The sequence below is a fragment of the Streptomyces sp. NPDC093111 genome, from assembly GCF_040683955.1.
GTDB lineage: Bacteria > Actinomycetota > Actinomycetes > Streptomycetales > Streptomycetaceae > Streptomyces.
In genome coordinates this window covers 101,021-115,383 of the sequence record NZ_JBFBNW010000017.1, presented here as the reverse complement: position 1 = coordinate 115,383, position 14,363 = coordinate 101,021, and the positions used below count along the sequence as shown (strand labels likewise).

Genomic DNA, 14,363 nt, shown 5'->3' with positions numbered 1-14,363 from the left:
CTCCGCCCTCTTCGCGAGGGCCGCTACCGGAGGGACCGCGCCGCGACGACCCGGCGACGGGGGTGCTCAGCCCGGAACCCCCGGCACCGCCAGCCTGTCGAGCGCCGCCGCCGCCAAGGCGGTGACGGCGGGCGGCAGGGCCGTCCGGGGGTCCGGGGCGAAGAGGGGCGAGTGGTTGGGCGGCAGCCGGCCCGCCGACGCAGCCCACTGGCGGGGGCTCGCGGTGCCGACCATCCAGTAGACGAGGGGGACGTCCCCCGCGCCGTGGAGCGCCGCGCCCGCGCCGCCGTACAGCGGGAAGTCCTCCGAGGCCAGCGACGGCGGCCAGTCGGCGACCCGGGCGGACCCGTACAGCGCCGTGTGGGCGGCGCGGACCGCCAGGGTCGCCACCGGATCGCCCCACAGGGCCGGGGTGCGCGAGACCGTGGTGATCCCGGGCTCGCGCGGGCAGGCGGAGGCGGCGCACTCGGCCCGGACGATGCGTTCCACCGCCGCGAGCGCGCGGTCCAGGGACGCGTCGGTGAGGGCCCGCAGGCCGATGCCCAGCTCCGCCGTGTCCGGGACCACGTTCACCGCCGTGCCCGCGCGCAGCGTGCCGACGGTGAGCGTCAGCTGATCGGCGGGGGCGCTCTCGCGCGAGACGATCGTCTGCAGCCGGGTGATGACGGCCGCCGCCGTCACCACCGGGTCCACGGCCAGGTGGGGCGTCCCGGCGTGACCGCCGCGCCCGTGCACGACGACGTCGAGCGCGCTGCTCGCCGCGGTCATCGGCGCGTGCCGGGTGCCGTGCGCGACCATGCCCGACGGCAGCGGCGCCGCGTGCTGGGCGAGGACGACGTCCGGCCTGCCGAACCGCTCGTACAGACCGTCCGCCAGCATCGCGCGCGCCCCCGTCAGGGTCTCCTCGGCCGGCTGGCCGAGGACCACGAGGGTGCCGCGCCAGTGCGCGGTGGCGCGGGCGAGGAGGTCCGCCGCCCCGGCCGCGGCGGCGAGGTGGAGGTCGTGGCCGCAGGCGTGCATGGCGCCGTTCACGCTCGCGTACGGCAGCCCCGTCCGCTCCTTCAGGGGCAGGGCGTCGAGCTCGGCCCGCAGGTACACCCGGGGGCCGTCGCCGTTGCGCAGGACGCCGACGACGCCGTGGCCGCCGACGCCCCGGGTGACGTCGAGCCCCAGGGCCGACAGCCGGTCCGCGAACAGCGCCGCCGTACGGCGCTCCTCGCCGGACCGCTCCGGGGACCGGTGGACGTCCAGATAGAGGGTGAGGGCGGGGCGCAGCGCCTCGCCGGCCGGGGCCAGGGCGGGGTGGACGGGTGCGGCGGGGGCCGCCGGGTCGGGCGGCGCGGGCTCGTTCACGGGACTCCTAGGGGAAGGTGGCACGCCGCTGGCGTCGCGTGCCAGCGAAGTGCGTGCGGGAGACGTGCCGAACGGTGAGCGGGTGGCGGTGGAATGAGGGACGTACCCACCCCCGGGCGGTCCCGTTCGGGACCGTGGTCAAGAGGAGGCGCCATGAACAAGGACCTGAGCACGCTCGCCGACGAGATCCTCGAGCTCGAGGCCGAGACCTTCGAGATCTCCGACTACTCGGACGCCAGCGAGGTCGTCCTGGCCGGTTCCACCAGCACCAGCTCGACCTCGACGTGCAGCTCCACCACCAGCACCACCTCCTGCTCGGCCTGATCGACGTCCCACCGGCCGTTTCGCGGCCGGACGCGCGCCCGGTGTCCGTTCGTTCCTCGGACACCGGGCGCCTTCCGTTCCGCCCCTCGGCTACGGGAACGGGTGCGGGACCATGCGGATCTCCGCGTCGTCGAGGTCCGTCGCCCGATGCCCGCCCCGGCGCAGGGCGGTCCGCAGCCGGGGCATCAGGGGAGCCCGCTGCCGGTTCCAGCCGAAGTCGATCGGCAGCAGGCCCGGTACGAGGGTGCTCACCGTGCACAGCCCCATCCGCTCCTGCTCGGGCGTGGTCTGGTCGACGACGACGACGTCGTGGCCCGCCGCGGAGAGCAGGCCCGTCACGGCCCGGAGATCGTCGCGGAGGTCGTCCGTGCGGGGCCGTCCGGTCGCCTCCCAGTCCCGGTAGACCTCCTCGAACGGGCGTACCGCCAGGGGCTCCAGGAAGTCCCGGGCGTGCTCCGCCATCCGCGGCAGCCCGTACAGCTGGGCGTGGTCCTTGAGGTGGCGGACGAGGTGGAAGTCCTCGGCCATGGCCTCCAGTTCGGCCTCGCGCTCCCGGGTCTGCCGGGAGAGGTGCGGGATGTAGGTGAGCACCTCCGACAGCGCCCCCTCGACGGCGGAGCGCGGGTCGAGCGAGGCCGCCGCCGCGAACGAGAGGGTGCCGGGGCCGCCGTCCCGGCGTACGGCGACGGCGGTGACCACGGGTACCGGCAGGTCGATGCGGTTGTCGAGGACGTGGACGTCGTACCCCTGGAGCGCGGCACGTTCCGCCATGGCCGCGGAGCTCCGCCCGCCGACGGTGGCCAGGTCGATCCCGGTGAGCCGGGCGCCGCCGTACCAGGCGTTCAGGAAGGCGTCCCGCTCGACGAGTTCGAGCAGCCCGCCCAGGATCGCCTCTTCGAGGCTGCCGCCGATGGCGCAGCCGTTGGAGCACTCGAAGACGAAGTTGTCGGCCGCGAGTCCCGCGCTGTAGTACACGAGCCGGGAGGGGACCAGGACCGGCCGCTCGTCGCGCAGCGACCAGCCCCACTCCCAGGGGATCGCGCGGTCCGGGTCGAACGGGTCGACCAGCGGATCGTCGCGGTAGGTGCGCGGATCGTAGAAGCCGCAGACGGCGGGGTCGACGGCGTCGTCCCGGAGCTCGTTCCAGGAGCCGGTCACGGGCGTGCGCCGGCCGCGCCGGTGGGTTCCCGCGTACCGTTCGAGGCCCTCCAGGAAGGCCAGCGTGCGGCTGGTGGAGAAGGTGTTCTCCTGGCCGCTCCACGTGACGTCGTTGAGACCGGCGTAGCCGCGGACGAAGACGCTCCCGGCGACCGGTGCCGTGGTCGGCGAGGTCACGCTGATCCAGGTGCCGCCGCCGAGCGCGCCGCAGACCGGGTTGGCGAGCGCCTCGCGCGGCAGCGGGTACGAGGACGCGGGACGCAGCCGGTACGTGCCCGGGTCGGGCTTCCGGCGCTCGACGAGGGCCGGTGTGCGCGGCTCGGCCGGGACCGGGCCGGGGGCGCAGTCCGGGCAGAGCGGATCGGCGAGGAGCGGGTACGTGCGGACCGCGAGCGTCGTCAGGTCGACGCGGGACACCTGCGGCAGCGCCCGGTCCGCGGGGTCCGGCGCGGCGGGCTCCGCGCCGGGGCGGCCGTCGAGCACCGCCTGGTGGAGGGCCGCGACCGTGTCGTACACGTGGTCGGTGAGCAGGGGCCAGATCCCGGCCGGGCGCGGCCCGTCCGGGCCGCCGGTCTCCAGCGCGTCGCGCTCGCTGCGGCTGCGCAGCCGCTGCCAGCGCAGGGCCAGGCAGCGGCCGCAGGCGGGCGAGGTGCCGTCGCCGCCCCAGGGTCCGACGAGCACGGCGGAGGCGGTGAGGTGGACGCGGGCGGCGGCGCGCTCGGCCGCCCACGGGTCCGGGGCTCCCCGGCCGCCGAGCGGCGCGCCGGCGTCCGTGGCGCCGACCGGGACGACGGGCACGTCCCGCCCGAGGCGCGACGCGAGCGCGGCCCGCAGCCCGGCCCGCGCCTCGTCCAGCGGCAGCGGCAGCGGCAGGGGCGGCGACGGCCGCGAGCCCGGCGCGGTGCTCCCCGCGGTGCTCACGAGGACCTGGTCCAGCGGAAGGTCTTCACCGCGACCGCGCCGAAGACCAGGGCGAACGCGAGCAGTCCGACGCAGCCCACCCACACGTCGGAGGAGTCGCCGCGGCCCGCGAGCGCGTGGGACACGGCGTCGTTGAGATAGCGCAGCGGCATGGCGAGGGAGACGTTCCGCAACCAGGACGGCATCGAGTCCAGCGGGAAGAAGGACCCGGACAGGAACGCCATCGGCAGCATCAGGAAGTTGGCGACGGCGGCGACCGACTCGGGCGTGTTGGCGAACGACCCGATGATCACCCCGAGCAGCAGGAAGGTCGTGATGCCCAGCACGAGCACCGGGATCAACAGCGGCCAGCCGGAGGCCGGTTCGAGGCCGAACACGGGCAGCATCGCCACCCCGACGAAGAGCAGCGACTGCACGGCGCCGACGACGAGCGCGATCACGTAGCGGGAGCCGATGACGGCCGAGAGCGGGGCCGGCGACATGCGGATCAGCCGCAGGATGTCGTCGGTCCGCCACTGCATGAGGGTGAAGGCGATGCCGAACACGGCGGCGTTCGCGACACCCCAGGACAGCACCCCGGACGCGGTGTACGAGAGGTAGGTCAGACCGCTCTCCTCCACGGCCTGGCCGCGGAAGATCAGCCCGAAGACGACGAGGAACAGCAGCGGGAAGGCGAACGTGAAGAAGAGGGTGGTCCGGTCGCGGACCTGGGCCCGGTAGCCCGCCCAGGTCAGTGCGGCGTAGGCGCTCATGGTCAGGACTCCGTGGTCTCGGCGTGCGGGTGGGCGGTCCGTCCGGCGCCGGTGAGGCGGGCGGTCAGGTCCAGGTAGACGTCTTCGAGGCTGGCGGTGCGGGTCTGGACGCCGTCGAGACCGACCAGCTTGTCCACGGCGGAGAGGACGCGGCCGGACGCGTGGGTCTCCAGGACCAGCGAGCCGCCCTCGACGGTGACCCGTTCGACGCCCTCGATCGCCGCCGCCCGGCCCTCGTCGAGGCGGCCCAGGGGAAGCAGGAGACGGCTGGGGGCCCGTGAGGCGCCGACCAGGTTGTGCGGGGAGTCGGTCACGGCGATCCGGCCGTCCACCAGGATGGCGATCCGGTCGCAGAGCGCCTCCGCCTCGTCGAGGTGGTGGGTGGTGTGCACGATGGTGCGCCCCTCCGCCTTCAGGTCGCGCAGCACCTCCCACAGGGCGCGGCGCGCCTGCGGGTCGAGGGCGGCGGTCGGCTCGTCGAGGAAGATCAGCTCGGGGCCGTGGACCAGCGCGGAGGCGATGGCCAGCCGCTGCCGCTGGCCGCCGGACAGGTTCTCGACCTGGACGCCCCGCTGTTCGGTGAGGCCCACCGACTCCAGCGTGGCGTCGACGGCGCCGCGGGGCGCTCCGTAGAGCGCGGCGACGGTCCGCAGGTGCTCGTGCGCGGTCTGCCGCACGAAGAAGGCCGAGCTCTGGGTCTGCACGCCGAGCCGGGGGAGCAGCGCGGTGTTGCGGGGCCACGGCGACTCGCCGAAGACGGCGACCGTCCCGGTGTCGGCCCGGCGCAGTCCCTCCATGATCTCGATGAGGGTGGACTTGCCCGCACCGTTGGGTCCGAGGAGACCGAAGAACTCGCCCCGGTGGATCTCCAGGGTGACGTCGTCCACGGCCTGGCGGTCCCCGTACCGCTTGGAGACTCCCTGGACCCGGACGGCGGCGGACGGCGAACCGCCCGCGGCGGATGTGGTTGACATGGCCTGTACCTCACTCATGTGGTGCGTGGTTCCTTCGGGTCAGCCGAGCAGGTGGAGGACGAGAGCGATCGTGGCCGCCGCGGCGACGAGGACCACGAGGGTCGAGCCGAGGGCGTACGCCGTGTAGATCCGCCGGGCCCGTGCCGAGTAGCCGGCCAGGGCCTCGGCCGCTTCGTCGCCGTGCCGGCGCAGGGACAGGTAGGCGCGGGTCTCGGGGGCGAGGTGATCGGCTCCGAGGGCGTGCCCGAGCATCCGGTAGCCGTCGAGGGGCGGCAGCGGTACGAGGTTGCTCAGCGCCTGGATCGTGCCGAGCACCAGGAGGCCGGCGAGCGGGGAACGCTCCGGGGCGTCGGCGGGGAGCAGCCACCACCACACGCCGAACGGCAGCAGGAGCAGCATGTTGAGGTAGGCGCCGGCCCCGGCGATGACCAGTTTGGCCCGCCGGCTCGGCAGGAACAGGTAGTTGTCCACTGTGCAGTAGAGGAGGGCGGTGGGCAGCCGCCAGCGGAGGCCGATCTCGGTGACGTGCCCCCCGTAGTGCTGGGCGGCCACGCCGTGCGCCAGTTCGTGGAGCGTGATGGCGGCCCAGAGGAACAGGGCGACGCCCGTCAGCGCGATCGGCTGCCGGACCAGTTCGGCCGTGCCGTCGAGCAGGGTCCCCGACTGCCACGCGAGCCCGCCGAGGAACAGCAGCACGGCGGCCAGGAGGGGGAGTTGGACGGCGGGGTGGAGCAGGGGCCGGAGGAGGCGATGGAGGCGTGCGGTGGTCGCGTCGGCGTCGGCGACCATCGGACGGGTGCCCCGCCACAAGGAGTTGGGGCGTGCGGGGGCGACGGGCCGGGGAGCCGGGTCGGGCGCGCCGACGAGGAGGCCCCGGGTGCCGAGCAGGCCGAGGAGCCGGTTCCAGTGCCCCTCGCCCAGCCGGCGCCCGAACTCCTGCGCGTACGCGGGTGCGAGCTCGTCCAGGGTGCGCGTCCCGTCGAGCCGCGCCATGAGGAAGTGCTCCTTGACCCCGACCTCGAAGGCGTCCCCGGTGACCGGGTGCCGGACCAGGTGGACGGTCCGGGGGCCGCGCAGGAGGGGCGGGCTGAGGAGCACGCCGGGGCGGAGGGCGGGGCGGTAGGCCCGTGCGGCGGTGGCGGTCACGCGTCCGCCGCCGTGCCGTGCGGGTCTCTGAGGACCTGGCCGAGGACGAAGGACAGGTAGGCCTCGTCGCGGATCGTCACGTGCAGCCGGTTGTTGGTCATGTGCATGTACGGGGAGAGGAGCCGGGGGAGGACCGACGGCAGATGGGTGAGCGGCGCCGTCGGGACGGCGTCCGCCGGTTGTGCGCGCACCTGCCCGGTGTCCTCGCGGGCGGGCCCCTCGTGCAGCGGGAAGTGGAGCTCGCCCCGCTCGGTCAACTCCGCGATCCGGCCCCGGAGTTCCAGGCAGTGTTCCGCCCAGCCCCGCAGGAACGACGGGAGCCGCCCCAGCTCGCCGCCCGCGATCGCGGCCCGGACGGCGGCGAACCGGCGGCCCAGGGCGGGAGCCATCTCCGCGTAGTTCCGCTCGTACTCCGCCGAGCCGATGAACCCGGTCCCGGGGAACGCCCGGTGCCAGAACGCGTAGTAGCCGTCCAGATAGGCGGCGAGCCGGTCCTCCTCCGGCAGGAAGCAGCTCGCCATCACCATCATCAGCTGCGCGGAGGTGCCGAGCAGCACGGTGCGCAGGTGCAGGTTCATGGTGCGGAAGGCGTCGACGACCAGGTCGCTGGAGTGCCGGAAGTGCCACTCGGCGAGCTCGACCCCGGCCGGGCCGCCGTACTTCGCGTACTCGGGGGCGTACGGCTCCTCGCTGAACGAGTTGTTCGGTCGCAGCCGCATCCGGCCGTCGTCGCCCATGTACCGCCCCCGGTCCTCCCCGGGGAACTCTATGTCGAACAGGGCGTTGTAGAAGTCCTTCAGGAAACCTGAGTCGACCTCGTACAGCGCGGGCCGGCCCTTGAGGAAGGCGGTGAGCGCCTCCTCGGCACGGCGTCTCACCTCGGGCGCCGCGGCGGGGCTCGCCGGGCGCAGCCGCAGCCGTACGTGCGGGCCCTCCAGCCAGTAGTTGATGAAGAAGTGCCCCGAGAGCAGCCCTTCCTCGGTGAGCCGGGCGACGAGCGGCCGGACACAGTCCACCAGCATCGGGCGGGGGCTGGCCGCGTAGAAGACGTGCAGCGCGATCCAGTCCCCCGGTTCCCCGGCCGGCGGGCCGGCCGGGCCCGCGCCCGGTCCGGGCACGAGGTCGGGCGCGGCGGTGGGGCGGGGCGAGATCAGTTCCGGCATGTCTGGCCGTCCTCCGTGCGGTGGCGGGAAGTGAAGGTCTCCACGGCCAGTTCGGCCACGTGCCGGCCCTGGCCGGACGTCAGGTGCAGGGCGTCCTCGGCCGGGAGCATCTCGCGCAGCACCACGCCGGAGCCCGGCTCCCGGTCCACCAGGGCGTCGAACGAGGTCAGCGACAGCGGACTCTCGAAGTCCACGTACACGGGCTTGGCGCCCAGGGCCCTGCGGCCCTCGCGCAGCACCGTGGCGAACACCTGGTCGGGCAGGCCGTGCCAGCGCTGCCAGCGCCGCCACTCCAGGTACCAAGCGGCCTCGTCCGCGCCGGGACGGCGCACCGGCAGCACGGCGGCGTCGGCCGTCCAGGCACGCCGGCTCAGCACGAGGTCGCCGTGGACCACCCGGGGACGGCTCGTGACCCCGTCGACGGCCGGACCCTCGGGGACCCCGCCCCACACCTCGGCCGGGGTCATGGAGCTCGGCGAGAGCAGCAGCAGGGTGCGGGGGATCTCCGGAAGGGCCACCGGCACGAGGTAGCCGAGGTAGACCGGCACGACCTCGCGGCCGAGCCGACGCGAGCGCAGCACGAGCCGGTCGGTCTCCTCGTCGTGCGCCAACGAGAGGTCGCTCAGGTCCAGTCGGGCCTCCTCCGGCACCGTCGCGGTCTCGCCCGGACACACGATCTGGTAGTCCGTCAGCCTGCCGTGCAGGTTCAGGTTGCTGGTGACGGGACCACCGGTCAGCTCGGCGAACACCGCCCCCCGGGGCGGACGGTCGCGCAACTCGGCGCGCAACCGCTCCGACAGCCCGTCCCCGTCGGGCGGCCCGGATCCCGTCACCCCGTCGAAGACGTGGGTGAACCGGCTGAAGGGGAAGGCGAGTCCGCCGTACGACCGGTTGAGGACCGCACGGGCGCCCGCCTCCGGGCCCGGGCCGGGCCGGGCCACCTGGAGGTGATGGCTCCGCGGGACGAAGTCGCCGACCAGCGGATCCAGGCGCGCCGACACCGCGTCGAGCAGGTCGGCGGGCAGCCGCAGTTCGTCCTCCATGCCGTGCCGTTCCCACAGCTCCCGCATGCCCGCGACGAAGTGCCGGCGGGCGTCGTCAAGGCCCCGCAGCGCGGGCTGGCCGAGCCAGTTCTCCTCGGGCACGTACTCCCCGTGCGCGTCGAACGGCGTGCGCTTCGCCGCGAAGGACACGTACTGGTCGAAGAAGTCCTCGTGGAAGTCGTGCACGAGGCCGAGCAGGTCGTCGCAGCGGCCCCCGCGCCCGTAGCGGGCCAGGAAGAAGCCGTGCAGGGTGACGCGGTGGGGCAGGGTGAGGTCGAACATCGGCAGGACGCCCTCGACCGCCCGCAGGGCCCGTCGCGTCGGTTCCGGCAGGAGTCCCGTTCCGCAGGGCAGGTCGTCGCCCGCGCTGACGTCCTCGTAGAGGAGGGTGCGCGGCAGCGTGGCCTCCCCGGCCCCCAACTCCCTCTGCACGTCCTGGAGCTGGGCGCGCAGGGTGCGCAGGAGTGTCCGCCGTTCGGCGAGCCCGGCGGCCGGGTACGCGGCCAGGCAGGCCGCCGGGCCGTCCAGGGCGTCCGCGACCGCCTCGGCCCACGGGACCGCGAGCTCACGCAGGGCCCGCTGGAACGACCCCAGCGGGTCCGGACTGTGCACATCGGTGCGCAGGGACGGCACTTGGACCATGCCGAGCTGCAACAGCGCGGCGGCGTACCGCTCGCACTCGGCGGGGTCGGCCCCGTGCTCGTTCCCCAGCCACTCGACCAGGTCGCGGTGGCGCAGCCCGGTACCCGCGTCGAGGAAGGCCAGCAGGCGTTCCAGGGTGCCACTGCCCCGGAGGTAGAACAGCCGGTCGCGGACGGAGTCGAAGGTGACGGCCGCGTCGTCGTCGCCGCTCGTCACCCACTGGCGGACGTAGCGGATCCGGTCCTCGTCCCGGCCCCAGCCCGGGGACAGCACGACGGGAAGGTCCCGGCGGCGCACGGGGTCGGCGAGGATCAGCTCGGCGAGCCGCCCCAGGGCGACGACATTGAGCCGTACGTGACCGGTCCAGGTCTCGGGACCGCCGACGCGCACGGCGGACCCTTCGCCCGCCGCGGCGTCGAAGACCCCGGTCGCGACCGGGGTGAGCGTGCTGAACGGGCTGGTCTTGCACGCCGTTCGGTAGAGGTAGGCGAGCGCCGAGCGCTCGATCTTGCGCATCCGTTTGCCCGGGTCGTCACGGGTGTCGCCGAGGTAGGCGTCGAGCCGGCCGTCGAGCACCGGCGAGGCCAGGAGCAGGCCGCGGCGCAACGGATCGCGCGAGAGCGCGGTCCGCAACTCGGCGCGTGCGGTGCGCAGTTCGTCCGCGAGGAGCGCCGGACCTTCGCCGAGGAGCCCGTCGTACGCGACGCGGTCCTCCAGCCAGGCGGCGACCCGCGCTCCGGCCGGCCCGTCGAGTCCGGTCACGAGCCGTACGGCCGCCGCCGGATCGGCGGGCAGCCGGTTGTTGAAGATCTGGCGGCGCAGGGCGAGGAGCGCCCGCCGGGCCCCGTCGCCGACCGCGTCGGCCGCCTCCACCAGGGCGTGGAGCTCGTCGCTCACGGCGGCGCCGCCCTCGACGAGCCGGCGTTCACGGGTCAGGGCCTCGTCCGCCCAGGCGCGGGTCCCCGGACAGCGCAGCCCGTGCACGGTCTCCACGGGCAGCCCGGCGGCCCGCAGCAGGAAACGCCGGCCCAGCTCCCACGCGGCCGGACGCGGGGGCGGCGCATCAGTGCCGGTGCCCGTGCCTGGGCCCGTGCCCGTCCCGCCGTCCGTGCCGTTGTCGGTGTTCGTCAGCAGAGTCATCGTGGGTCCCCCTCAGGCGATCTCGTGGCGGAAGTCGGCGGGCCCCGGGCGCTCGTTGCCGAGCGGCATGATCAGCAGGGGCGCCTCCGCGGTGCCCTCCAGGCCGAGCCGCTCGACGAACGACACGTTGTCGAAGCCCAGCGCCACTCCGGCGCCGAGCGACAGGGCGGACGCCGCCAGATAGAACGTCTGCGCCACGGCGCCCGCCGTCCCCACCGCGAGCCGGTAGCCGCGGTCCCCGACGGCGTCCAGGACTGCCGTCGTCCGCACCGTGGGGACGAGGACGACGCCGGCCTGCTCCAGGTTGTAGTTGGCCAGGAAGTAGTTCTCCTGGAGGAACGCCGCCTGCGGCCCGGGGACGACGAGCGCGAGCTCGCCCGCCTCGGGGTCGTAGACGTACGCGCCGGGCGCGAGGCCCGTGACGTGGTTGACGAAGGCGTACAGCCGGACCTGCCGGAGAGCGCCGTCCGGGTCGGCCTCCCCGCCGAAGGAGGTCGCCGCGCAGGCCGCGAGCACGGACGACAGCTGGCCGGGCGTGACCGGCCGGGCCGCGTCGAAGCGGCCGAAGCTGCTGCGCCGGGCCCGCAGGACGCCGCGCACCGGCACCTCGGGGAAGGCGGGCGCGGGCAGCGGGACCCGGGTGCCGCCCTCGGGGACGGGCCGGGCGGCCGCCGGGGCGAGCGCCCCGGGCGCGGGCCGGTCGGCGGCGCCGGCCGAGGTCGCCGCGTGCATCGCGAGCACCGTGGGGAACTCGATGACGGTCCGGGAGCGTTCGACGTCCCGGTGCCGCACCGCCGGATCGGGGCCGTCGGCCACCGCCGTACGCGGCGCGGAGCCGGCGCCGTCCCAGCGCAGGGGCACGACGGCGAAGACGCCCTCCTCCTCGCCGGCCGTGCCGAGCAGACCGTTCAGCCGTGGCTCGTCGAACCACAGCACGGGCGCGGTCCGCAGTCCGTGGGCGGCGGCCCAGATCCGCCAGGTCTGCGCGAGCGTCCCGACGTCCGTGCAGACCACGTGGTAGCCGAAGCTGTTGTACTTGAACGCCGTCTGCCAGTACTTGACGCCGAGGATCAGGTACTGGTCGCTCTCCAGGGCCTCGGCGGGGGCGTCCGGCCCCAGCGCCTCGCGCACCCGCGCCGTCACGTCCCCCGTCAACAGCCGCTGCATCGCGTGCCGGTGGACGTCGTAGTGGTGGATCCCGGGAGTGAGCGGGCCCGACGGGCCCGAGGCCCAGTAGACGCCGACCGGGTAGAGGCCGCCGCCGCCCGCCGTGCCGCGGGACCAGTTGGCGTGGGTGTAGAACGGCAGCCCGGACAGGTCGCTGTTGGCCTGGATGCCGAGACGGCGGCCGGTCAGCCCGTACGAGTCCTTGAGCATCGCGGACAGCAGCGGGAGGGTGAAGCCGGCGGGCGCACCGGACGGTCCGGCGGCCGTGGCTCCGCCGTCGGGCCGGGGGAGCAGACCGGCCCGCGCGGGCGCGTCGGCCAGGTCGTTCCCGTCGGGCAGGGCGTAGGACTCCGCACCGGGATAGAACTTCGCCCGGCGCGGCCCGTCGGGCCAGTCGGGGACGAAGTCGGCGGGTTCCATCGGAACGCGGCCGCGGTGCAGGACGGCATCGGCGTACTCATGGGCGTACCCCATGGGGGCGGCCTCCTTTCGGACGGCGTGCGGGACGGGCACCGCTACGGGAAGGGGTGGGGTGCGGGGTGGAGACCGGCGGGGCCCAGGGCCGCGCGCATCCGGGGCATGTGCCGGGCCCGCTGCCGGGACCAGCCGAAGTCGATCGGCAGGAGACCCGGCACCAGGACCTTGACGGTGTGCAGCCCCAGGGCGCGCTGCTCGGGAAGGGTCTGGTCGACCACCACGACGTCGAAGCCGGCCGCGGTGACCGCGCCCACCGCGCGCAGCAGGTCCCGGCGCAGGTCCGGGGCGACGGCGGAGCCGTCGGTGTCCGGCCACGCGAGGTCGGCCACGGCCAGGGGCGGCCGGGGGTTCGGCCGGCGCAGCAGGAAGTCGGCGTGCCGCCCCATCTCCGGGACGCCGTAGACCAGCGGATGGTCGTGGAGGGTGGTGACCCGGTCGAAGTCGGCGGCCATCGCCCGCAGTCGGGTCTCGTCGCGCCGGGTCCGGCCGACGAGGTTGACGGAGTCGGTGGCGATCTCGCACAGCGCCGAGTCCAGCGCGGACTCGGGGTCGAGGCCCGCGCCCGCCCCGAAGCACATGCGGCCCACGCCCCCGTCGAACCGTTCGGCGCACGCGGTGACCACGGGCACGGGGAGGTCGGCGCGGGTGTCGAAGAAGCGCGCCCGGTAGCCGTACATGGCCAGCCGGTCGACCATGTGCCGGGTGCTCGCCCGGGTGCTCGTCGACGGGTCGATCTCGCGCAGCGGCGCCTGCCCGTACCAGGCGAGCAGGAAGGCGTCCCGTTCGACGACCTCCATCAGGCCGAAGTAGACGGCCTCCTCCAGACTGCCGCCGGACGCGCACCCGTTGGAGCTCTCCTGCACGAACCGGTTCTCCAGACCCGACGCGTGGTAGTACGCCAGGATCTCCGGCACGGCGCGCGCCGCCGCGTCGCGCAGCGACCAGCCCCACACCCAGGGGATCTCCCGGTCCGGCGTGAAGGGCCGCACCCGGGGGTTGTCACGGTAGAAGGCGTCCGCGTACAGCCCGGTCCCGCGCGGGTCCACGGCCACCGGGCCGAGGTCGTCGAGCGAGGCCCGGAGACGGGCCGTCCGGGTCCGGGCGCGCATGCCCGCGTACCGCTCCAGCCCTTCGAGCACCCCGATGTGCTGGCTGTGCGCGTAGGTGTCGGCGTGGCCGCCCCAGAACGTCTCGCGCAGGTACTCCCCGGAGCGGGACGAGAAGCAGCCGACGGTGGCGGAGGTGGTGGTCGAGGCGACGTCGCAGACGACGGACGGGCCGATCGCGCCCCAGTGGGGGTTGGCGAAGGCGTCGACGGGCAGCCGGTAGTCCTCGATCCGGCGGACCCGGAAGACACCGGGCCGGTACTTCGGGGCCGGCCGCAGCGTCAGGGCGGCGCCCTCGGCGGTGTCCTCCTCGGGCGTCCCGCAGGACGGACATTCCGGGTCGGGTACGAGCGGATGGCTCCGTACGGTCAAGGTGTCGAGGTCGAGCAGATGGACCCGCGGGTACGGGCCGGTCCCCGGACCCCCCTGTTCCGCGAGCCCCGCGACCAGGGCGGCGACGGCGCCGGCCGCGAAGGGGACGCCGAACGGCCAGTCACCGGCCGCCCGGGTCTCCGCACCGAGCTCCAGCCCCTCCCGCAGGGGCACGGAGCGCACTCCCTGCCAGCGCCGCCGGAGACAGGTCGCGCAGCCGGCGCGGCCGGGCTCTCCCGGCGCCGGGGGCCACGGACCGACGATGACCTGCCGTCCGTACAGATGCACCGGGAGCGTGCGGGGCGTGGGGGCGGTGGGGCCGCCCGTGGGGGCCGGGTCGCCGTCGGCGCTGGAGCCCTGGGGAGGGCCCTGCCCGTCGACGGTGCCCGCGAACGCGTCCTGGACGCCGAGAGCGGCGACCGTCACCGCCGGTACGGAACCGCCGCGTCCGGCCGCGCCGTTCGCGCCGCCTCCGATCTCGTCGAGCGCCGCGCGCAGGGCTTCGGCGAACCGGGAAGCGGACCCGGCGCGGGCGAGCACGACTGGCGCCCCGGGCGCCCCGGCGGGGCCGGCGGCGGCGCGGGATTGCGGCCGGGGCACGGTCCCGGGCCCCGGCCGGTCCACG

The 14,363-nt window shown here is 75.1% G+C and carries 10 protein-coding genes; 1 reads left to right on the top strand and 9 read right to left on the bottom strand.

Features of this window, described 5'->3' with window-relative positions; translation table 11 throughout:
* Positions 1–66: 66 nt before the first annotated feature.
* Positions 67–1,296 (bottom strand): amidohydrolase, encoded by a 1,230-nt coding sequence (locus AB0Q96_RS28640; RefSeq protein WP_365330465.1) that lies wholly within the window; start codon positions 1,294–1,296, stop codon positions 67–69.
* Between the two features lie 210 nt (positions 1,297–1,506).
* Here AB0Q96_RS28640 and AB0Q96_RS28635 point away from each other — a divergent pair, with 210 nt between their 5' ends.
* Complete coding sequence (locus tag AB0Q96_RS28635) at positions 1,507–1,677, top strand: thiazolylpeptide-type bacteriocin (RefSeq protein WP_030757923.1); 171 nt, start codon at positions 1,507–1,509, stop codon at positions 1,675–1,677.
* A 90-nt stretch (positions 1,678–1,767) separates the two neighbouring features.
* Here AB0Q96_RS28635 and AB0Q96_RS28630 read toward each other — a convergent pair whose 3' ends face one another.
* The 8 genes from AB0Q96_RS28630 to AB0Q96_RS28595 form a co-directional block, all read right to left on the bottom strand.
* Positions 1,768–3,690: a TOMM precursor leader peptide-binding protein gene (locus tag AB0Q96_RS28630; RefSeq protein ID WP_365330463.1), complete on the bottom strand. Its 1,923-nt coding sequence runs from the start codon at positions 3,688–3,690 to the stop codon at positions 1,768–1,770.
* A gap of 62 nt (positions 3,691–3,752) precedes the next feature.
* A complete protein-coding gene (locus tag AB0Q96_RS28625) occupies positions 3,753–4,508 on the bottom strand; it encodes an ABC transporter permease (RefSeq protein ID WP_365330397.1) in 756 nt (251 codons plus the stop codon).
* 2 nt (positions 4,509–4,510) lie between these two features.
* Positions 4,511–5,500 (bottom strand): ABC transporter ATP-binding protein, encoded by a 990-nt coding sequence (locus AB0Q96_RS28620; protein ID WP_365330395.1) that lies wholly within the window; start codon positions 5,498–5,500, stop codon positions 4,511–4,513.
* A 21-nt stretch (positions 5,501–5,521) separates the two neighbouring features.
* Positions 5,522–6,628 (bottom strand): M50 family metallopeptidase, encoded by a 1,107-nt coding sequence (locus AB0Q96_RS28615; RefSeq protein WP_365330393.1) that lies wholly within the window; start codon positions 6,626–6,628, stop codon positions 5,522–5,524.
* The gene (locus tag AB0Q96_RS28610; RefSeq protein WP_365330391.1) at positions 6,625–7,791 is read right to left on the bottom strand and encodes a lantibiotic dehydratase C-terminal domain-containing protein; all 1,167 of its coding nucleotides are present in this window, start codon (positions 7,789–7,791) and stop codon (positions 6,625–6,627) included. Before AB0Q96_RS28610 ends, AB0Q96_RS28615 begins: the two co-directional genes overlap by 4 nt.
* Entirely contained in the window at positions 7,779–10,616 is a 2,838-nt protein-coding gene (locus tag AB0Q96_RS28605; protein ID WP_365330389.1) for a lantibiotic dehydratase, read from the bottom strand. Before AB0Q96_RS28605 ends, AB0Q96_RS28610 begins: the two co-directional genes overlap by 13 nt.
* 12 nt (positions 10,617–10,628) lie before the next feature.
* Positions 10,629–12,257 (bottom strand): nitroreductase family protein, encoded by a 1,629-nt coding sequence (locus tag AB0Q96_RS28600; protein WP_365330387.1) that lies wholly within the window; start codon positions 12,255–12,257, stop codon positions 10,629–10,631.
* 41 nt (positions 12,258–12,298) lie between these two features.
* A complete protein-coding gene (locus AB0Q96_RS28595; protein ID WP_365330385.1) occupies positions 12,299–14,278 on the bottom strand; it encodes a TOMM precursor leader peptide-binding protein in 1,980 nt (659 codons plus the stop codon).
* Between the last annotated feature and the right edge of the window lie 85 nt (positions 14,279–14,363).